Source organism: Pseudomonas tolaasii NCPPB 2192 (genome assembly GCF_002813445.1).
Classification (GTDB): Bacteria; Pseudomonadota; Gammaproteobacteria; order Pseudomonadales; family Pseudomonadaceae; genus Aquipseudomonas; species Aquipseudomonas tolaasii.
In genome coordinates, this window is sequence record NZ_PHHD01000001.1 from 855,691 (window position 1) to 877,136 (window position 21,446).

Sequence of the window (21,446 nt, forward strand, 5' to 3'; positions counted from 1 at the left end):
GCCTCCCATGAGCGAATTCAAACGCATCCCTCCCCAACAAGCCCAGGCCCTGCGCGAGCAAGCCGCAGTCGTGGTGGACATTCGTGACCCCCAAGCCTACGCAGCCGGCCATATCACAGGCGCGCAGCACCTGGACAACCACAACATCGCCGATTTCATCCGCGCCGCCGACCTCGACGCCCCGGTGATCGTGGCCTGCTACCACGGCAATTCCAGCCAAAGCGCGGCGGCCTACCTGATCAGCCAGGGCTTCTCCGACGTCTACAGCCTGGACGGCGGCTTCGAGCTGTGGCGTGCGACCTTTCCTGCGGAAATTACCTCGGGCGATTCGCAATAATTTTTTTCACACCCCGCTACCCCGCGTGATGCTTGGGCTCGCGCCGTTTCTGACGAACGGCGCAGCCAAACTAATTGCGTATCGCGCCTTGACCTCCCCGATTCCGAACTATCCTTAAGCGCAGGCCATCCGAATCAGGGGAGAGCCGGTACACCGGCGTGCGGGTCATCGGTAGCGTTTCAGGGTGTTCTGGGGGGAAAACGGCCATTGGCGATCGTCAATGGCTGCCAGCATCGACTGATTGATCCGGCGTCGGCTCCACGTATCGAGCGAGGTGACGACGTCATGAGTATCTTTAGCCACTTCCAACAACGCTTCGAGTCCACACAGCAGGAAGAACTCACGCTGCAGGAGTATCTTGAGCTGTGCAAAAAGGACCGCAGCACCTACGCATCTGCCGCCGAGCGCCTGCTCATGGCCATCGGCGAGCCGGAGCTGGTAGACACCTCGAACAACTCGCGGCTGTCGCGAATATTCTCCAACAAGGTGATTCGCCGCTATCCGGCCTTTGAAGACTTCCATGGCATGGAAGAATGCATCGACCAGATCGTCTCCTACTTCCGCCATGCCGCCCAAGGCCTGGAAGAGAAGAAACAGATCCTCTACCTGCTCGGCCCCGTCGGCGGCGGTAAATCGTCCCTGGCCGAAAAACTCAAACAACTGATGGAAAAGGTGCCCTTCTACGCAATCAAGGGCTCGCCGGTGTTCGAGTCGCCTTTGGGGTTGTTCAACGCCACGGAAGATGGCGCGATCCTCGAAGAAGACTTCGGCATTCCTCGCCGCTACCTCAACACCATCATGTCGCCCTGGGCGACCAAGCGCCTGTCCGAGTTTGGCGGCGACATCAGTCAGTTCCGCGTGGTGAAACTCTACCCGTCGAGCCTCAACCAGATCGGCGTGGCCAAGACTGAACCGGGCGATGAGAACAACCAGGACATTTCCGCGCTCGTCGGTAAAGTCGATATCCGTAAACTGGAAGAATTTCCGCAGAACGACGCCGACGCCTACAGCTATTCGGGTGCGTTGTGCCGGGCCAACCAGGGCCTGATGGAATTCGTGGAAATGTTCAAGGCGCCGATCAAGGTGCTGCACCCACTGCTCACCGCCACCCAGGAAGGCAACTACAACAGTACCGAAGGCCTGGGCGCGATTCCGTTCACCGGGATCCTGCTGGCCCACTCCAACGAATCGGAGTGGCACACCTTCCGCAACAACAAAAACAACGAAGCCTTCATCGACCGGATCTACATCGTCAAGGTGCCGTACTGCCTGCGGGTCAGCGATGAAATCAAGATTTACGACAAGCTGCTGTTCAACAGCTCGCTGGCCAAGGCCCATTGCGCGCCCGACACCCTGAAAATGCTGGCGCAGTTCACCGTGCTGTCGCGCCTCAAGGAGCCGGAGAACTCGAACATCTATTCGAAGATGCGCGTGTACGACGGCGAAAACCTCAAGGACACCGATCCGAAAGCCAAGTCGATCCAGGAATACCGCGACACGGCAGGCGTGGACGAGGGCATGAACGGCCTGTCGACGCGGTTTGCGTTCAAGATCCTGTCCAAGGTCTTCAACTTCGACCCGCACGAAATTGCCGCCAACCCGGTGCACTTGCTCTATGTGCTGGAGCAGCAGATCGAACAGGAGCAATTCCAGGCCGAAACCCGCGAGCGCTACCTGCGTTTCCTCAAGGAATACCTGGCGCCGCGCTACATCGAGTTCATTGGCAAGGAAATCCAGACCGCTTATCTGGAGTCCTACAGCGAGTACGGCCAGAACATCTTCGACCGCTATGTGCTGTACGCCGACTTCTGGATTCAGGACCAGGAATACCGCGATCCGGAAACCGGCGAGATTCTCAACCGCGTGGCCCTCAACGAGGAGCTGGAGAAGATCGAAAAACCGGCCGGCATCAGCAATCCGAAGGATTTCCGCAACGAAATCGTCAACTTCGTGCTGCGCGCCCGGGCCAACAACAATGGCAAGAACCCGACCTGGCTCAGCTACGAAAAACTGCGGGTGGTCATCGAGAAGAAAATGTTCTCCAACACCGAGGACTTGCTGCCGGTCATCAGCTTCAACGCCAAGGCCAGCAAGGAGGACCAGCAAAAACACAACGACTTCGTCACACGAATGGTCGAACGCGGCTACACCGACAAACAGGTACGCCTGCTTTCCGAATGGTACCTGCGGGTGCGTAAATCACAGTAAGGCAGCGACGGGCGAACGCTGCCGGGCCCCTGGCCTGGCAGCTGACCGCTTGTCTCTAAGCTTCCAGCTCGCGGCTTGAAGCTTGTAACGTGAAGCTGCCCGGAGGGCTCCCAATGAGCTATGTGATCGACCGACGCCTCAATGGCAAGAACAAGAGCACGGTAAACCGCCAGCGTTTCCTGCGGCGTTACCGTGACCACATCAAAAAGGCCGTGGAAGAGGCCGTCAGCCGCCGCTCCATTACGGATATGGAGCATGGCGAGCAAATCAGCATTCCGGGGCGCGACATTGACGAACCGGTGCTGCACCACGGCCGGGGCGGCAAACAGACCGTCGTGCACCCTGGCAACAAGGAGTTCACCACCGGCGAACATATCCAGCGCCCACAAGGCGGTGGCGGCGGCAAAGGCCGGGGCAAGGCCGGTAACTCCGGCGAGGGCATGGATGAGTTCGTGTTCCAGATCACCCAGGAGGAATTCCTCGAATTCATGTTCGAAGACCTGGAGCTGCCCAACCTGGTCAAACGCAACCTGACCGGCACCGACACCTTCAAGACCGTTCGCGCGGGCATCAGTAACGAGGGTAACCCGTCGCGCATCAACATCATCCGTACCCTGCGCTCGGCCCATGCCCGGCGTATCGCCCTGTCGGGCAGCAGCCGCGCCAAACTGAAACAGGCCAAGGAAGAATTGGCGCGCCTGAAACGCGAAGAACCGGACAACTTCGGCGATATCCAGGAAATCGAAGCCGAAATCGAGAAACTCAGCGCGCGCATTCATCGCGTGCCGTTCCTCGACACCTTTGACTTGAAGTACAACCTGCTGGTCAAACAACCCAACCCCAGCTCCAAGGCGGTGATGTTCTGCCTGATGGACGTGTCCGGCTCAATGACCCAGGCCACCAAAGACATCGCCAAACGTTTCTTCATCCTGCTGTATCTGTTCCTGAAGCGAAATTACGACAAGATCGACGTGGTGTTTATCCGCCATCACACCAGCGCCCGGGAAGTGGACGAAGAAGAGTTTTTCTATTCGCGGGAAACCGGCGGCACCATTGTGTCCAGCGCCTTGAAGCTGATGCAGGAGATCATGGCCGAGCGCTACCCGGCCAACGAGTGGAACATCTACGCGGCCCAGGCTTCGGACGGCGACAACTGGAATGACGACTCGCCGATTTGCCGCGACATTCTGATCAACCAGATCATGCCGTTCGTGCAGTACTACACCTACGTCGAAATTACCCCCCGTGAGCACCAGGCCCTCTGGTTCGAATACGAACGCATCGGCGAAGCCTTTGCCGACACCTTCGCCCAGCAGCAACTGGTCTCGGCCGGCGACATCTACCCGGTCTTCCGTGAACTCTTCCAGCGCAGGTTAGTGACATGACCGCCAAAAAAGAGCATAAGCGCCAACCCATTTCCACCGGGTCCGAATGGACCTTTGAACTGATCCAGGCCTATGACCGGGAAATCAGCCGCATCGCGGCAGGTTATGCCCTGGACACCTACCCCAACCAGATCGAGGTGATCACGGCCGAACAGATGATGGATGCCTACGCCTCGGTGGGCATGCCGTTGGGTTATCACCATTGGTCCTACGGCAAGCACTTCCTCAGCACTGAAAAATCCTACACACGGGGCCAGATGGGTCTGGCCTACGAAATCGTCATCAACTCCGACCCGTGCATCGCCTACCTGATGGAAGAAAACACCATCTGCATGCAAGCGCTGGTGGTGGCACACGCCTGCTATGGGCATAACAGTTTCTTCAAGGGCAACTACCTGTTCCGCACCTGGACGGACGCCAGCTCCATCATCGATTACCTGGTGTTCGCCAAGCAGTACATCATGCAATGCGAGGAACGCCACGGCATCGATGCAGTGGAAGACCTGCTCGATTCCTGCCATGCCTTGATGAATTACGGGGTCGACCGCTACAAACGCCCTTATCCGATTTCCGCAGAAGAAGAGCGCCTGCGACAGAAGGAGCGCGAGGAGCATCTGCAGAAACAGATCAACGACCTGTGGCGCACCATCCCGAAAAAGGCCGGCAAAAACAGCGACAAGGACAATGCGCGCTTCCCCGCCGAGCCTCAGGAAAACATCCTGTATTTTCTGGAAAAACACGCGCCGCTGCTGGAGCCCTGGCAGCGGGAAATCGTGCGCATCGTGCGCAAGATCGCCCAGTACTTTTATCCACAGCGCCAAACCCAGGTGATGAACGAAGGGTGGGCGACGTTCTGGCACTACACGCTGATGAATGACCTGTACGACGAGGGCCTGGTCACTGACGGCTTCATGATGGAGTTCCTGACTTCCCACACCAGCGTGGTGTTCCAGCCCGGTTTCGACAGCCCCTATTACAACGGCATCAACCCCTACGCATTGGGCTTTGCCATGTACCGCGACATTCGGCGCATGTGCGAACACCCCACCGAAGAAGACCGCCGCTGGTTCCCGGAAATCGCCGGCAGCGACTGGCTGTCGACCATCAAGTTCGCCATGAGCAGCTTCAAGGATGAGAGCTTCATCCTGCAGTACCTGTCACCTCAGGTGATTCGCGACCTCAAGCTGTTCAGCATCCTCGATGACGACCTCAAGGACGATTTGGTGGTGCCCGCGATTCACGATGAGCCCGGCTACCGCACCATCCGTGAAACCCTGGCCGCGCAGTACAACCTGGGCAATCGCGAGCCGAACGTGCAGATCTACAGCATCGACGTACGCGGCGACCGCTCGCTGACGCTGCGTCATCAACAGCACGACCGTAAACCGCTGGGTGATTCCACCGAGGAAGTGCTCAAACACCTGCACCGGCTCTGGGGCTTCGACATTCACCTGGAAACCCTGCAGGGCGATCAGGTGATGAAGACTCACCATGTGCCACCCCGTAGCGACCACAACGACAACGATTACGGTCGCCTGGACCTGGCCGTCGTGCACCTCTGAAACCGCGAAAGCCTCCATTGGCCAGGCGCAGGCGGTATCCTGTGCCGCTAATGGAGGCTTTTTCATGAAAATCTACAAAGTCGGCGGTGCGGTTCGTGACCGCTTGCTGGGCATCAAGGTCACCGACATCGACCGCGTTGTCGTTGGCGCCACTGCTGAGGAAATGCTCGCCAAGGGCTACAAGCCGGTTGGCGCCGACTTCCCGGTGTTCCTGGACCCGAGAAACGGTGACGAGTACGCCCTGGCCCGCACTGAACGCAAAAGCGGCCGGGGCTATGGCGGCTTTGTGTTTCACGCCAGCCCCGACGTAACGCTGGAAGAAGACTTGACCCGTCGCGACCTCACGATCAATGCCATGGCGGAAGACGACGACGGCAACCTGACCGACCCTTACCACGGCCAGCGCGATCTGGAAGCCCGCATTCTTCGCCACGTTTCCCCCGCTTTCGCCGAAGATCCCCTCCGCGTTCTGCGCGTAGCGCGCTTTGCCGCACGCTACGCTGATTTGGGTTTTACGGTCGCGCCACAAACCCTGCAGCTGATGCGTCAACTCAGTGAGTCCGGCGAACTGGAAGCGCTGACCCCGGAACGCAGCTGGAAGGAAATCTCCCGCGCACTGATGGAGGATCAGCCCCAAGTGTTCATCCAGGTGCTGCGCGACTGCGACGCTCTGAAAACCTTGATGCCGGAAGTGAACGCACTGTTCGGCGTGCCGCAGCCTGAAGCCCACCACCCCGAAATCGACACCGGCGTGCACACCCTGAGCGTGCTGGAACAAGCGGCGCAGCATAAACAACCGCTGACCGTGCGCTGGGCCTGCTTGCTGCATGACTTGGGCAAGGGCCTGACGCCTGTGGATAAGTGGCCGCAACATATTGCCCACGAACACACGGGCCTGAAGCTGATCAAGGCGGTCAACGAGCGCTTCAAGGTGCCGAAGGATTGCCAGGAACTGGCGTTGCTGGTGGGCCAATATCACACCCACGGCCATCGCGCGCTGGAGCTGAAAGCCTCGACCTTGCTGGAGTTGCTGCAAAGTTTTGACGTATACCGTCGCCCGCAGCGCTTTGAGGAGTTTGTGGTGGCCTGTGAAATGGACGCTCGGGGTCGCAAGGGTTTCGAGCAACGAAGTTATCCACAGGCGGATTATTTGCGCGGCGCGGCGAAAGTGGCCCGAGAAGTCTCAGTGGCGCCGCTGCTGGAGAAGGGTTTCAAAGGCCCGGAGCTGGGCGAAGCCCTCAAGCGCGAACGGCTCAAGGCACTGAAAGCTTACAAGGAACAGCGCAACACCTAGCAGGTGAGCCTTCCAACTAGCGCAAAACCCGTGGGAGCGGGCTTGCCCGCGAAGACGTACGCCCAGCAAACATTGATGTTGACTGACACACCGCTTTCGCGGGCAAGCCCGCTCCCACAGTTGAATCGCTGGCTACAGGAGATTCGACGGGGTCAGTTGCTGGTCCTGCCACTCAAAGCCGACAGGCGCCAGCACTTGGTCGATCTGCGCATCGCGCCATAGCTCGGCCAGCGTCTTGCCCGCCTCGGGATGCACACGCTGCGGCGCCATCAGCGACAACGGCCACAGCACAAACGCGTTTTTCAGGATCTCGGCGCGCGGCAGGATCAAACCGTCGAAATTCCCCGTCAACTCGCCATACAGCAGCACGTCGATATCCAGCGGCAAGCCTTTGCGATCCGGTGCGTAGCGGCCGTTGTCAGCCTCGATGAATTTCAAGCGACGGTCCAGTTCCATCAACGGCAAATCGGTGTAAGCCGACACCACCAGGTTGAAGAACGGCCCGCTCTTGATGCCCACCGGCTGGCTTTCGAACACGGGCGAGCAGCGCACGTCGGTCAAAAAGCTCGCCAGCGCGTCCAGACCGGCGCGCAAGTGGGTTTCGCGCTCGATATTGCTGCCCAGACCAAGGTAAACCTGAGTTAGCGGCATCCGCGCTCGATCTCCACGCCGACGCCTCTGGCGGCCGGTACGGCGCCGGGCTTGGTCAGTTTGAGGTGCAACCAGGGAATCTGGAATTCGCTCATCAACACTTCGGCCAGGCGCTCGGCGAACGTTTCCACCAGTTGGTATTGAGACTGCTCGGCAAACGCCTGGATACGCGCGGACACGCTGGCGTAGTCCAGCGCCAGGGTCAGGTTGTCACCGGCCGCAGCCGGGCGATTGTCCCAGGCGAAGCTCAGGTCCAGGCGCAGGCATTGCTTGATGCCGCGCTCCCAGTCGTAGGCCCCGATGACGGTGTCGACTTCCAGGCCTTCGATAAACACTCTGTCCAAGCACTCTTCTCCGCAGCACGACAAGGGCGCGATGCCCCGTTAGAATCAGGGCGTCCTCGCCCGGAATAGTTAGCATGTTTTGGTCACTGGCGATTCTCGCCTACCTGCTCGGCTCGCTGTCCTTCGCCATTTTGCTCAGCCGCCTGACGGGAAATCCCGACCCGCGAATGAGTGGCTCAGGCAATGCCGGCGCCACCAATATGTTGCGTCTGGCCGGCAAGAAACTCGCCGTACTGACGCTGCTCGGCGACGTCTGTAAAGGCTTGTTGCCCGTGCTGATGGCCAACCTCGCCGGCCTGTCCCTGCAACAACAGGCCTGGGTGGGCGTGTGTGCCGTCCTCGGCCATCTGTTTCCACTGTACTTCCGCTTTCGCGGTGGTAAAGGTGTTGCCACGGCCGCCGGCATGTTGCTGGGGATTTACCCTCCGGCCGCCTTGCTGGCCGTGCTGGCCTGGCTGCTGACGTTCTGGCTGACCCGCACCAGCTCGCTGGCCGCGCTGATCGCCACCCCGCTGACCCTGCCGTTACTGGCCTGGCAGGAACCGGCGGCGCTGTTGCCGATGAGCGTGCTGACGCTGCTGATCGTCTGGCGCCATCGCGGCAATTTACGCGACCTGTTTGCCGGGCGCGAACGGCATTTTTAAATACCGTCGACACGCCCCGCTTACAGCGGCGACAACTGCTCCATCGGCCAGCGCGCCTGCACGCTGATCGCCAGGCTTTCGTGCTGCCCGGCCTGCAAGCGTTGGCAACCGGCGTAGGCGATCATTGCGCCGTTGTCGGTGCAGAACTCCGGGCGCGCGTAAAACACATCGCCCTTCATGTCGCCGAGCATTTTTTCCAGCGAAGCGCGCAACGCCTTGTTCGCACTTACGCCGCCGGCAATCACCAGACGCTTCATGCCCGCCTGTTTCAGGGCGCGCTTGCACTTGATGGTCAAAGTCTCCACCACGGCCTGCTGGAACGCCAGCGCGATGTCGCAACGGGCTTGCTCGCCGTCGTCTCCGGCGCTGACGCTTTGTTGCCAGGTGTTGAGCGCCGAGGTTTTCAAGCCGCTGAAGCTGAACATCAGGCCCGGGCGATCGCACATCGGGCGCGGAAAGGTGTAACGGCCCGGCACGCCTTTTTCAGCGAGACGCGCGATTTCCGGACCACCGGGATAATTGAGGCCCATCATCTTCGCGGTCTTGTCGAAGGCTTCGCCGGCCGCGTCGTCCAGGGACTCACCCAGCAAGGTGTATTGGCCGATGCCATCCACCTGAACCAGCTGCGTATGGCCACCGGAAACCAACAAAGCGACGAACGGGAACTGCGGTGGTGTTTTTTCCAGCATGGGGGCCAACAAATGGCCTTCCATATGATGCACACCGAGGGCCGGAATGCCCCAGGCAAAGGCCAGTGCCTGGGCACAAGAGGCCCCAACCAGCAGGGCTCCGACCAATCCCGGGCCAGCGGTGTAGGCGATGGCGTCAATCTCGGTCGGCACGCAGCCGGCCTCGTCCAGCACCTGGCGAATCAGGGGCAGCATGCGCTTGACGTGATCACGGCTGGCCAGCTCCGGCACGACACCGCCGTAGGCGCGGTGCAGGTCGATCTGACTGAACAGTGCGTCGGCCAGGAGCCCGCGTTCACTGTCGTAAAGTGCGACACCGGTTTCGTCGCAGGAGGTTTCAAGTCCCAGTACTAGCATGGGTTTGCGCCTTGTAGAGGCTGAATTCGAAGGCGCGCATAATAGTCGCCACTCCCCCTCCCGACTAGCGGTTTTCGATCAGAGGCTTTGCATTCCGGGCAATGAGGGGTTAACATCCGCAACCCTTAAAAACCGACGACCTCAGCCGCGAATTTTTTGCGACGAGAACGTTGATCCCGGTAATGAAAGAAGGTAGCTCTGGATGCCAGCCGTCAAAGTTAAAGAGAACGAACCCTTCGACGTAGCTCTGCGTCGTTTCAAGCGCTCCTGCGAAAAAGCCGGTGTACTGGCTGAAGTTCGTAGCCGCGAATTTTACGAGAAGCCAACTTCTGAGCGTAAGCGCAAAGCAGCAGCCGCTGTTAAGCGTCACGCCAAGAAAGTTCAGCGCGAACAGCGCCGCGCCGTTCGTCTGTACTAATACACAGACGTTCGTAGCAAGCTTCTGCCAAGCCCGGCCCTCAGCCGGGCTAATGGCATTTGCGGATATCGCTTGATGCTTCACTGTTGACGCCGCACACGCGACCGAGACAACTGCTTCACACGTCAGGACTGGCTCTTTTGCCAGCGGTGCACGTCTCTTCTGACGAGCCTAACAAGGCTACTGACGAGCACACTTATTCATTATTCAGGCGATCAAACCGGTCGACTGTGCCCAAACATGAGCTTCCGAGGCCACCACTGGCCAAGACCGGACGCCTGGGGCAACTTTTCCACGTCGAAAACTGACCTTAAATTAACGTCAGCTAACGTTCGGCAGATACACTTCCTGACAACCCATGCAGACGCCAGACGCTCAAGCACCGGATTTACGTGCGCTTGAACACTTCACGGGCCCTCATTTACACGCAGTGATGACGAGAACGCCATGGCCGGGCTTATTCCTCAGAGCTTTATTGACGACCTTCTGAACCGCACCGACATCGTCGATGTTGTCAGTTCGCGCGTGCAACTGAAAAAAGCCGGCAAGAACTACACCGCCTGCTGCCCGTTCCACAAAGAGAAAACCCCTTCGTTCAGCGTCAGCCCCGACAAGCAGTTCTATTACTGCTTTGGTTGCGGCGCCGGCGGCAACGCCTTGGGGTTTCTCATGGACCACGACAACCTGGACTTCCCCCAGGCCATCGAGGACCTGGCGAAAGCTGCCGGCATGGAAGTCCCGCGCGAAGAAAGTGGTCGCGCGCACAAACCACGACAGCCCACCGACTCGCCGCTGTACCCGTTGCTGACTGCCGCCGCCGACTTCTACCGTCAGGCGCTTAAAAGCCATCCGCAGCGCAAGGCAGCCGTCGACTACCTCAAGGGTCGCGGCCTGACCGGTGAAATCGCCCGCGACTTCGGCCTCGGTTTCGCACCTCCTGGCTGGGACAACCTGTACAAGCATTTGAGCAGCGACACGCTCCAGCAAAAAGCCATGATCGACGCCGGCTTACTGGTGGAAAACGCCGAAACCGGCAAGCGCTACGACCGCTTCCGCGACCGCGTGATGTTTCCGATCCGCGACAGCCGGGGCCGCATCATTGCCTTTGGTGGCCGGGTGCTGGGCGACGACAAACCCAAATACCTGAACTCTCCGGAAACCGCCGTATTCCACAAAGGCCAGGAACTCTACGGCCTGTTCGAAGCGCGCAAGAACAATCGTAACCTCGATGAAATCATCGTGGTTGAAGGCTATATGGACGTGATCGCCCTCGCCCAGCAGGGCCTGCGCAACGCCGTCGCCACCCTCGGCACCGCCACCAGTGAAGAACATTTGAAGCGCCTGTTTCGCGTGGTGCCCAGCGTTCTGTTCTGCTTCGATGGCGACCAGGCGGGGCGCAACGCGGCCTGGCGCGCACTCGAAGCCACGCTGTCGAGCCTGCAGGACGGGCGCCGCGCGCGCTTTCTGTTTCTGCCCGAAGGCGAAGACCCGGACACCCTGGTGCGCTCCGAAGGCACCGACGCCTTCCGTGCGCGCATCAACCAGCATGCACAGCCGCTGGCAGATTACTTCTTCCAGCAGTTGACCGAAGAAGCCGACCCGCGCTCCCTCGAAGGCAAGGCCCATATGGCCACCCTCGCGGCGCCGCTGATCGACAAGGTGCCCGGCGCCAACCTGCGCACCCTGATGCGTCAACGTCTTCAGGAAATCACCGGATTAAGTGGCGAAGCCGTCAGCCAGCTGGTGCACAGCGCACCGCAGGACGCGCCTCCCGCCTACGACCCGGGCATGGATTACGACGCCATGCCCGACTACTCCGACTTCCACCAACCGCAGGAGGCCTACGCGCCCCAGCAGGAGTGGACACCGAAGAAGCCCGGCGCCGGCGGCAAGAAGTGGGACAAAAAACCCTGGAACAAGAACGGCAAGCGCGGCGATCGCGATGAACACCATGCGCCGCGAACTCCTGTCGCCGTCGAAGCTCCAACGCTCATCGCGTTGCGCACGCTGATCCACCACCCGCAGTTGGCGGGCAAGGTCGAGAGCGCCGACCACTTTGCCAACGCCAGCAACACCTATGCTCAGGTGCTGATCGCCTTGATCGAGGCGGTTCAGAAAAATCCTAAGCTAAACTCAATTCAGTTGATGGCGCGCTGGCATGGCACCGAGCAGGGCCGATTACTCAAAGCCCTCGCGGAAAAGGAGTGGCTAATTGACGGCGAAAACCTTGAACAACAGTTTTTAGACACCATTACTAGGTTATCCGCGGGCCAGCATACGCAGACCCTCGATGAGCTCATCAAGCGAGCAAGACAGCCGGATTTATCGGCTGAAGAGAAAATTCAGATAGCAAAACAGATGCGCGACCTCTTAAAACAGAACGTTTACGCATCAAACCCGACCTCAGCTGGCGTGTGAGGTCATAGCTCGGGTATAATCCTCGGCTTGTTTTTTGCCCGCCAAGACCTTCAGTGGATAGGGTGTTATGTCCGGAAAAGCGCAACAGCAGTCTCGTATCAAAGAGTTGATCGTTCTTGGTCGTGAGCAGGGTTACCTGACTTACGCGGAGGTCAACGACCACCTGCCTGAGGATATTTCAGATCCAGAGCAGGTGGAAGACATCATCCGCATGATTAACGACATGGGGATCAACGTATTCGAAGCTGCGCCAGATAAGGATTCCCTTATGCTGGCGGACGCCGATACCGACGAGGCTGCCGCTGAAGAAGCTGCTGCCGCGCTGGCTGCTGTGGAGACCGATATCGGTCGTACCACCGACCCTGTGCGCATGTATATGCGTGAAATGGGTACCGTCGAGCTGCTGACACGCGAAGGCGAGATCGAAATCGCCAAGCGTATCGAAGAGGGCATCCGTGAAGTGATGGGCGCAATCGCGCACTTCCCAGGCACGGTTGACCACATTCTCTCCGAGTACAACCGCGTCACCACCGAAGGTGGGCGCCTGTCCGACGTTCTGAGCGGTTACATCGACCCGGACGACGGCATTGCGCCGCCTGCCGCCGAAGTGCCGCCGCCTGTCGATGCCAAGGCTGCGAAAGCGGACGACGATTCCGAAGACGACGACGCTGAATCCAGCGGCGACGACGAAGACGAAGTTGAAAGCGGTCCGGATCCGATCATCGCTGCACAGCGTTTCGGTGCGGTTTCCGATCAGATGGAAATCACCCGCAAGGCCCTGAAAAAGCACGGTCGCACCAACAAGCAGGCGATTGCCGAGCTGATTGCGCTGGCCGAGCTGTTCATGCCCATCAAGCTGGTACCGAAGCAATTCGAAGGCCTGGTTGAGCGTGTTCGCAGTGCCCTTGAGCGCCTGCGTGCTCAAGAACGCGCCATCATGCAGCTGTGTGTACGTGATGCACGCATGCCGCGCGCCGACTTCCTGCGCCAGTTCCCGGGTAACGAAGTTGATGAAAGCTGGACCGACGCACTGGCCAAAGGCAAGGCGAAATACGCTGAAGCCATTGGTCGCCTGCAGCCGGACATCATCCGCTGCCAGCAGAAGCTGACCGCGCTTGAGACCGAAACCGGTCTGACGATTGCCGAGATCAAGGACATCAACCGTCGCATGTCGATCGGTGAGGCCAAGGCCCGCCGCGCGAAGAAAGAGATGGTTGAAGCGAACTTGCGTCTGGTGATCTCCATCGCCAAGAAGTACACCAACCGTGGCCTGCAATTCCTCGACCTGATCCAGGAAGGCAACATCGGCTTGATGAAGGCTGTGGACAAGTTCGAATACCGTCGTGGTTACAAGTTCTCGACGTATGCCACCTGGTGGATCCGTCAGGCGATCACTCGCTCGATCGCCGACCAGGCCCGCACCATCCGTATTCCGGTGCACATGATCGAGACGATCAACAAGCTCAACCGTATTTCCCGCCAGATGTTGCAGGAAATGGGTCGCGAACCGACCCCGGAAGAGCTGGGCGAACGCATGGAAATGCCTGAGGATAAAATCCGCAAGGTATTGAAGATCGCCAAAGAGCCGATCTCCATGGAAACCCCGATCGGTGATGACGAAGACTCCCATCTGGGTGACTTCATCGAAGACTCGACCATGCAGTCGCCAATCGATGTCGCCACCGTTGAGAGCCTGAAAGAAGCGACTCGTGACGTACTGTCCGGCCTCACTGCCCGTGAAGCCAAAGTACTGCGCATGCGTTTCGGCATCGACATGAATACCGACCACACCCTTGAGGAAGTCGGTAAGCAGTTTGACGTGACGCGCGAGCGGATCCGTCAGATCGAAGCCAAGGCGCTGCGCAAGTTGCGCCACCCGACGCGAAGCGAGCATCTGCGCTCCTTCCTCGACGAGTGATACCAGAACCCCCGGCCCAGGCCGGGGGTTTTGTTTTGCCAAGATAAAATCCCGCGCAACACCCCTCCCCCGCAATGCCCGTCTACACTCGAAACATTCCCCGTGCCATAACGAGACCGTTATGCCCAGACTGCCGACCGTGTTACTGCTGTCGCTGCTGACCTGGACCGCAACGGCTGGCGCGTTGACTCTTACTGATGATGAGCGTGGCTGGCTGGCGGACCATCAGGAGCTGCGCCTGGGGGTGGACGCTTCCTGGCCGCCCTTTGAATACCGTGATGAAAATGGCCGATATCAAGGCCTGGCCGCTGATTACGTGCGCCTGATCCAGGATCGCCTGGGTGTGCGGATCAAGCTGATCGAGCCGGCCAACTGGACCGCCGTGCTTGAGCAGGCGAAAAACAACCAGCTCGACTTGCTGCCCGGCATCATGTCCACGCCGGAACGCCAGAATTATCTGGGCTTCACACGCCCTTATCTCGACTTTCCCATCGTCATCCTCGCCCATGAGGGCGGCGCGAAACCGCGCAACCTCAAGGACCTGTACGGACTCAAGATCGCCGTGGTGGAAAACTACGCACCCCACGAATTGCTGCGCACCCACCACCCCGACCTGAACCTGGTGGCAATGCCCAATGTCAGCTCGACCCTGCAAGCCCTGGCCACCGACGAAGTGGACGCCGTAGTCGGCGACCTCGCCTCCAGCGTCTGGAGCCTGCGCCAACTTAAACTCGACGGTTTGTACGTCAGCGGCGAAACGCCCTACCGCTATCAGCTGGCGATGGGCGTGCCGCGGGATGAAAAAATGCTGGTGGGCATTCTGGACAAGGTGCTCGCCGACCTCAGCTCGGATGAAACCGACGCCATCCAGCAACACTGGGTCGGCAGCTTCACCGACCACCGCACCATCTGGGCCGACCTGCTGATGTACGGCCTGCCGGCGGTGCTGTTACTGAGCACCGTGCTGGCCATCGTAATTCGGATCAATCGTCGGCTCAGCTCGGAAATTTCTCGCCGCGTCGCCCTTGAACAAGAACTGCGCAGCAGCGAGTACCACTATCGCGGCCTCGTGGAGAGCCTGTCCGCCATCGCCTGGGAAGCCAGCGTTACGGATTTCACCTACAGCTACGTGTCACCGCACGCCGAAGACTTGCTGGGCTACCCCCGCGCCCATTGGCTGATCCCGGGCTTCTGGCGCAACATCATCCACCCTGCCGACCTGACCCGCGCCGAGGCTTATTGCTACCGGGAAACCCGCGCCAATCGCGACTACAGCCTTGATTACCGGGTGATCACCGCCGATGGCCGCTGTTTATGGGTGCGCGATATCGTCAGCCTGATCGAGCATGGCCATGAGCCGGTGCTGCGCGGCTTGATGATCGACATCAGTGAAGCCAAACGCACCGAAGAAGCCCTGCAATTGTCCGAGCAAAAATTCGCCTCGGTATTCCAGCAGTGCCCGGACATTCTGGTCATCGCACGAATGTCAGACGGCTGCCTGCTGGAGGTCAACAAGGCGTTTGAAGACCAGATCGGCCTGACCGCCGGGGAGGTCATCGGCAAAACGGCTACCGAACTGAATATCTGGGGCATTCAAGGCGTCGGCCCCGACCTGCTGCAGCGGGTGCAGACCACCAGCATTCGCAACCTGGAGATGCCGTTCCTGCGCAGCAATGGCCAAGCCTTTACCGGCCTGATTTCGGCCGAGCCGTTCCAACTCGACACCACTGAAGCCTTGGTCGTGGTGGTGCGTGATATCACCCAGCTCAAGGAAACCCAACAACGCCTGCAAACCTCCGAAGAAAAATTCGCCAAGGCGTTCCACGCATCGCCGGACGGCCTGTTGCTCAGTCGTCAGCGCGATGGACTGTTGATTGAAGTAAACGAAGGTTTCAGCCGCCTGACTGGCTTCACCAGCGCGACATCGTTGGACCAATCGACATTGGACCTGGGCATCTGGGTCGATCTCAACGAACGCAAACACATGCTGGAATTGATGCATCGCGATGGCTTCGTCCAGGATTTCGTCTGCCACATCCGACGCGCCGACAACCAGATTCGCCTGTGCGAACTGTCCAGCCGCCCGCTGCCCATTGGCGATGACGACTGCATGTTGACCATCGCCCGGGACATTACCGAGCGCCAATTCATGCAGGAAAAACTGCAACAGGCCGCCACGGTATTCGAGAGCACCGCCGAAGGCGTGCTGATCACCGACACCCGGCAGAACATCAGCGCCGTTAACCGCGCCTTCAGTGAAATCACCGGTTACAGCGAAGCCGAAGCTCTCGGCCAGACGCCGCGCCTGCTCGCCTCCGGCCTGCACGACAGCGCGTTTTACGCGGCGATGTGGCATCAGTTGACGGCGCACGGCCACTGGCAAGGCGAGATATCCAATCGTCGCAAAAACGGCGAGCTGTACCCCAGCTGGCTGACCATCAGCGCCGTGCGTAACCGCGAACAACTGATTACCCACTTTGTGGCGGTATTTGCCGACATTTCCAGCCTCAAACTGGCCCAGGCTCGTCTGGATTATCAGGCCCACCACGACCCGCTTACCGGCCTGCCCAACCGCACACTGTTCGAGAGCCGGTTGCAGGCGGCGCTCAATGGCCAGCAGGAAAGCGGCAAACAGGGCGCGGTGCTGTTTCTCGACCTGGACCGCTTCAAACATATCAACGACAGCCTCGGCCACCCCGTTGGCGACCTGTTGCTCAAAGACATCGCCGTGCGCCTCAAGGAGCAATTGCGTGACGTCGACACCGTAGCGCGCTTGGGCGGCGACGAATTCATCATCCTGCTGCCCGGCCTGCAACACGCCAACGACGCCCAGCACCTGGCCAATAAGCTGCTCGCCTGCTTCACCCCACCTTTCCAGGCCGGCGAACACGAGTTCTTTATCAGCGCCAGCATCGGCACCAGCCTTTATCCCCAGGACGGCACCGACGTCGCCACCCTGGTCAAAAACGCCGACGCCGCCATGTACCGCTCCAAAGCCAAGGGCCGCAACCGCGTCGAAAGCTACACCCGCGACCTCACCGCCCAGGCCAACGAGCGTGTGGCCCTGGAACACGAACTGCGCCGCGCCATAGAGCGTGATGAACTGAGCCTCTATTACCAGCCCAAGCGCAGCCTGGCGACTCAGGAACTGATCGGCGCCGAAGCCTTGATCCGCTGGCACCACCCAACCTTCGGCGAGGTGCCGCCCGAGCACTTCATTGCCCTGGCTGAAGAAAACGGCATGATCCTGCAGATCGGCGACTGGGTGCTGGAACAGGCCTGCCAGCAAATGCACGCCTGGAAAGAGGCCTTCGAAGACTTCGGCCCGCTGTCGGTGAACCTCGCCGGCGCGCAATTGCGCCACCCCAACCTGCTCGCACGCATCAAACAGCTACTGCGCGATTACGCACTCGAACCTGGCCGTCTGCAGCTGGAAATCACCGAAAACTTCATCATGAGCCAGGCCGAAGAAGCGCTTGAAGTGCTGCACCAGCTCAAACGCCTGGGCGTACAGCTGGCGATCGACGACTTCGGCACCGGCTATTCATCCCTCAGCTACCTCAAACGCCTGCCGCTGGACTTCCTGAAAATCGACCAGTCCTTCGTACGCGGCCTGCCCGACGACCCCCACGACGCCGCCATCGTGCGCGCCATCATCGCCCTGGGCCACAGCATGCAATTCACCATCATCGCCGAAGGCGTGGAAAACCCCGCGCAGCAAGCCTTCCTCGCCGAAGAAGGCTGCGAACAGATGCAAGGCTACATCGTCAGCCTGCCCCTGCCGCCGGAGCTTTTCGCCGAGGCTTTTCTTCGTATGAGGGTTTCAGACTTTTCGGATGGCATAGCGGGAGAACCATCGTTATAATCCGCGACCTGTTACAGGGCCTATAGCTCAGTTGGTCAGAGCAGAGGACTCATAATCCTTTGGTCCACGGTTCAAGTCCGTGTGGGCCCACCAACTCCAAAGCCGCGCATTGCGCGGCTTTTGTCTGTCTGGCATAGCGATTTTTGTTGAACCCCTGCCGAATAAATCGACAAAAGTGTCCATAAAACGTCCACACTCTTGCCGTCCCCTTCATTGGAATTAATCTTGCCCACCCTCGATGAAATCGACCGCCAACTGATCGCCGCCCTGCAGATCAACGCACGTGAAAGCGTGGCCATGCTGGCCCGGCAGTTGGGTATTGCGCGTACCACGGTTACTTCGCGGCTGGCGCGCCTGGAAAAAACCGGCGTGATCACCGGTTACGGCGTGCGCCTTGGCCAACGGGTTGTCGATGGTGGTTTGCAGGCCTATGTGGGCATTACCGTGCAACCACGTTCGGGCAAGGACGTGTTGCGCAAGCTCAGCGCCATGGCGCAAGTCCAGCAGCTGTGCGCGGTGAGCGGCGAGTTCGATTACGTGGCATGGCTGCGCACCGATTCGCCGGAACAGCTTGACCAACTGCTGGACCAGATCGGCAGCGTCGACGGTGTGGAGAAAACCACCACCTCGATCATCCTCAGTAACAAATTGGATCGAGGCCAGCCAATCTGACCACTCGGCTCGTCACTTTGACTGAAAACAATCCAATCCGACGACACATTGCGTCTTATTAACGAGCGCAACGCTCCCTAAACTGGCTGCCATCTTTTCCTATACTCAACGGGCCCCATCCCGCCGAGTCGTCAGTAAGGTCAGCCATGAGCATTCCGTCCAGCACCATCAGCAAGACCAATCGCCACCCGGCAGACGGTAAAAAACCCATCACCATTTTCGGCCCGGACTTTCCGTTTGCCTTTGATGACTGGATCGAGCACCCGGCTGGCCTGGGCAGTATTCCCGCCGCCAACCATGGCGCCGAAGTGGCGATTGTCGGCGCAGGTATCGCGGGCCTTGTCGCCGCGTATGAGCTGATGAAGCTCGGCCTCAAGCCTGTGGTGTATGAAGCCTCGAAGATGGGCGGCCGCCTGCGCTCCCAGGCGTTTGAAGGTGCCGAGGGCATCATCGCCGAGCTGGGCGGGATGCGTTTTCCGGTGTCGTCCACCGCGTTCTATCACTACGTGGACAAGCTGGGCCTTGAGACCAAACCGTTCCCCAACCCGCTGACCCCGGCTTCCGGCAGCACGGTGATCGACCTCGAAGGCCAGACTCACTACGCACAAAAACTTTCGGATTTGCCGGTATTGTTCCAGGAAGTGGCTGACGCCTGGGCCGACGCGCTTGAGGCGGGCTCGCAGTTCGGTGATATCCAGCAGGCCATCCGCGACCGCGACGTGCCGCGCCTGAAGGAGCTGTGGAACAAGCTGGTGCCGCTGTGGGATGACCGCACGTTCTACGATTTTGTTGCCACTTCCAAGGCCTTCGCCAAGCTGTCATTCCTGCACCGCGAAGTGTTCGGCCAGGTGGGTTTCGGCACCGGCGGCTGGGACTCGGACTTCCCCAATTCGATGCTGGAAATCTTCCGTGTGGTGATGACCAACTGCGACGATCACCAGCACCTGGTGGTCGGCGGCGTGGCCCAAGTGCCCATGGGCATCTGGCGCCATGTGCCGGAGCGTTGCGCCCACTGGCCGGCCGGCACCAGCCTCAGCTCGCTGCATCGCGGTGCGCCACGGGCGGGTGTGAAACGTATTGCGCACGCCCCCGGTGGCCGTTTCGCGGTAACCGACAACTACGGCGACACCCGCGAATACACCGCCGTGCTGACCACCTGCCAAAGCTGGCTGCTGACCACCCAGATCGAATGCGATGAAACCCTGTTCTCGCAAAAGATGTGGATGGCGCTGGACCGCACGCGCTACATGCAATCGTCGAAAACCTTCGTGATGGTCGACCGCCCATTCTGGAAAGACAAAGACCCGGAAACCGGCCGCGACCTGATGAGCATGACCCTCACCGACCGCCTGACCCGCGGCACCTACCTGTTCGACAACGGCGACGACAAGCCGGGCGTGATTTGCCTGTCGTACTCGTGGATGAGCGACGCGCTGAAAATGCTGCCGCAGCCTATCGACAAGCGCGTAAAGCTCGCCCTGGACGCGCTGAAAAAGATCTACCCGAAAGTTGATATCAAGGCGCGCATCATCGGCGACCCGATCACCGTGTCGTGGGAAGCCGACCCGCATTTCCTCGGTGCCTTCAAAGGCGCGTTGCCTGGCCACTATCGCTACAACCAGCGCATGTACGCGCACTTCATGCAGAAAGACATGCCTGCCGAGCAGCGCGGCATTTTCATCGCCGGTGACGACGTGTCCTGGACCCCGGCGTGGGTGGAGGGCGCGGTGCAAACTTCGCTGAACGCGGTGTGGGGCATCATGAACCACTTCGGTGGCAGCACTCACCCGGAAAACCCCGGCCCGGGCGATGTATTCGACGAAATCGGGCCGATCGCCCTGGCCGATTAAGGAGCTGAACATGCGCGTCGCCCTCTACCAATGCCCGCCGCTGCCGCTGGATGTAGCGGGCAACCTCGCGCGCCTGCACGCACTGGCGCACGAGGCGTCCGGCGCCGATGTGCTGGTGCTGCCGGAGATGTTTCTCACCGGCTACAACATCGGCGCGGAAGCGGTCGGCGCCCTGGCTGAAGCGCCGGACGGGCCATCGGCGCAGGTGATCGCCGACCTCGCAAAAAGCACCGGGCTGGCAATTGTGTACGGCTACCCGGAACGGGCCGAGGACGGGCAGATTTATAACGCCGTGCAGTTGATCGACGCCCACGGCCAGCGGCGGTGCAATTACCGCAAGACTCACTTGTTCGGCGACCTGGACCACTCCATGTTCAGCGCCGGGGAAGACGATTTCCCGCTGGTGGAACTCAATGGCTGGAAGCTGGGTTTCCTGATCTGCTACGACCTGGAGTTTCCGGAAAACACCCGGCGTTTAGCCTTGGCGGGCGCCGACGTGATCCTGGTGCCCACCGCGAATATGGTGCCGTTCGACTTCGTTGCCGACGTCACCGTGCGGGCGCGAGCGTTTGAAAACCAGTGTTTCGTGGCCTACGCCAACTACTGCGGGCATGAAGGCGAGATTCAGTATTGCGGGCAAAGCAGCATTGCCGCGCCAAATGGTCAGTGCATCGCCCAGGCAGGTCTGGATGAGGCGTTGATTGTTGGCGAACTGGACCGCCAATCGATCCTTGATGCCCGCGCGGCGAATCACTACCTGCAAGACCGCCGACCGGAGCTCTACGGCACGCTGCATAAACCCTGACGCGACCGGTTTGTTAACATGGGCACCTT

16 protein-coding genes and 1 tRNA gene are annotated in these 21,446 nt (G+C 59.9%); 14 read left to right on the forward strand and 3 right to left on the reverse strand.

Going from position 1 to position 21,446, the window contains the following annotated elements; all coding sequences use genetic code 11:
• The first annotated feature begins 7 nt into the window (after positions 1-7).
• The 5 genes from glpE to ATI14_RS04020 all read left to right on the forward strand — a co-directional run bounded on the left by glpE (position 8) and on the right by ATI14_RS04020 (position 6,786).
• Positions 8-337, forward strand: a complete 330-nt coding sequence (gene glpE / locus ATI14_RS04000) for a thiosulfate sulfurtransferase GlpE (RefSeq protein WP_016972382.1) — start codon at positions 8-10, stop codon at positions 335-337.
• A gap of 285 nt (positions 338-622) precedes the next feature.
• Positions 623-2,545 (forward strand): PrkA family serine protein kinase, encoded by a 1,923-nt coding sequence (locus tag ATI14_RS04005; protein WP_080520438.1) that lies wholly within the window; start codon positions 623-625, stop codon positions 2,543-2,545.
• A 113-nt stretch (positions 2,546-2,658) separates the two neighbouring features.
• A complete protein-coding gene (locus ATI14_RS04010) occupies positions 2,659-3,930 on the forward strand; it encodes a YeaH/YhbH family protein (protein ID WP_080520439.1) in 1,272 nt (423 codons plus the stop codon).
• The gene (locus ATI14_RS04015) at positions 3,927-5,492 is read left to right on the forward strand and encodes a SpoVR family protein (RefSeq protein ID WP_016972381.1); all 1,566 of its coding nucleotides are present in this window, start codon (positions 3,927-3,929) and stop codon (positions 5,490-5,492) included. The genes ATI14_RS04010 and ATI14_RS04015 overlap by 4 nt, the downstream gene beginning before the upstream one ends.
• 64 nt (positions 5,493-5,556) lie before the next feature.
• Positions 5,557-6,786, forward strand: a complete 1,230-nt coding sequence (locus ATI14_RS04020) for a multifunctional CCA addition/repair protein (RefSeq protein ID WP_016972380.1) — start codon at positions 5,557-5,559, stop codon at positions 6,784-6,786.
• Positions 6,787-6,918: 132 nt separating this feature from the next.
• Here ATI14_RS04020 and folK read toward each other — a convergent pair whose 3' ends face one another.
• Positions 6,919-7,437 (reverse strand): 2-amino-4-hydroxy-6-hydroxymethyldihydropteridine diphosphokinase, encoded by a 519-nt coding sequence (folK, locus tag ATI14_RS04030; RefSeq protein ID WP_016972379.1) that lies wholly within the window; start codon positions 7,435-7,437, stop codon positions 6,919-6,921.
• The gene (gene folB, locus ATI14_RS04035; protein WP_016972378.1) at positions 7,428-7,781 is read right to left on the reverse strand and encodes a dihydroneopterin aldolase; all 354 of its coding nucleotides are present in this window, start codon (positions 7,779-7,781) and stop codon (positions 7,428-7,430) included. The genes folK and folB overlap by 10 nt, the downstream gene beginning before the upstream one ends.
• Before the next feature lie 74 nt (positions 7,782-7,855).
• Here folB and plsY point away from each other — a divergent pair, with 74 nt between their 5' ends.
• On the forward strand, positions 7,856-8,425 hold the full coding sequence (plsY, locus tag ATI14_RS04040) for a glycerol-3-phosphate 1-O-acyltransferase PlsY (protein WP_016972377.1): 570 nt from the start codon (positions 7,856-7,858) through the stop codon (positions 8,423-8,425).
• A 20-nt stretch (positions 8,426-8,445) separates the two neighbouring features.
• Here the strand turns inward: plsY and tsaD are convergent, their stop codons facing one another.
• Positions 8,446-9,471 (reverse strand): tRNA (adenosine(37)-N6)-threonylcarbamoyltransferase complex transferase subunit TsaD, encoded by a 1,026-nt coding sequence (tsaD, locus tag ATI14_RS04045; protein WP_016972376.1) that lies wholly within the window; start codon positions 9,469-9,471, stop codon positions 8,446-8,448.
• Positions 9,472-9,673: 202 nt separating this feature from the next.
• Here tsaD and rpsU point away from each other — a divergent pair, with 202 nt between their 5' ends.
• The 8 genes from rpsU (at position 9,674) to ATI14_RS04085 (ending at position 21,417) form a co-directional block, all read left to right on the forward strand.
• Positions 9,674-9,889, forward strand: a complete 216-nt coding sequence (gene rpsU / locus ATI14_RS04050) for a 30S ribosomal protein S21 (RefSeq protein WP_002551877.1) — start codon at positions 9,674-9,676, stop codon at positions 9,887-9,889.
• A 447-nt stretch (positions 9,890-10,336) separates the two neighbouring features.
• Positions 10,337-12,307 carry a DNA primase gene (gene dnaG, locus ATI14_RS04055; protein WP_017253652.1) on the forward strand — a complete coding sequence of 657 codons (1,971 nt, stop codon included), beginning with the start codon at positions 10,337-10,339 and terminating at the stop codon, positions 12,305-12,307.
• A 67-nt stretch (positions 12,308-12,374) separates the two neighbouring features.
• Entirely contained in the window at positions 12,375-14,225 is a 1,851-nt protein-coding gene (gene rpoD, locus ATI14_RS04060) for an RNA polymerase sigma factor RpoD (RefSeq protein WP_016972373.1), read from the forward strand.
• 121 nt (positions 14,226-14,346) lie between these two features.
• Positions 14,347-18,090, forward strand: coding sequence for an EAL domain-containing protein (locus ATI14_RS04065; protein ID WP_080520440.1), 3,744 nt, complete (start codon positions 14,347-14,349; stop codon positions 18,088-18,090).
• Positions 18,091-18,106: 16 nt separating this feature from the next.
• A tRNA-Ile gene (locus ATI14_RS04070) sits at positions 18,107-18,183 on the forward strand.
• 132 nt (positions 18,184-18,315) lie between these two features.
• Positions 18,316-18,762 carry an Lrp/AsnC family transcriptional regulator gene (locus tag ATI14_RS04075; protein ID WP_026082920.1) on the forward strand — a complete coding sequence of 149 codons (447 nt, stop codon included), beginning with the start codon at positions 18,316-18,318 and terminating at the stop codon, positions 18,760-18,762.
• 167 nt (positions 18,763-18,929) lie between these two features.
• On the forward strand, positions 18,930-20,612 hold the full coding sequence (locus tag ATI14_RS04080) for a flavin monoamine oxidase family protein (RefSeq protein WP_080520786.1): 1,683 nt from the start codon (positions 18,930-18,932) through the stop codon (positions 20,610-20,612).
• A gap of 10 nt (positions 20,613-20,622) precedes the next feature.
• Positions 20,623-21,417 (forward strand): carbon-nitrogen hydrolase family protein, encoded by a 795-nt coding sequence (locus ATI14_RS04085; protein WP_016972369.1) that lies wholly within the window; start codon positions 20,623-20,625, stop codon positions 21,415-21,417.
• The last annotated feature ends 29 nt before the right edge of the window (positions 21,418-21,446 follow it).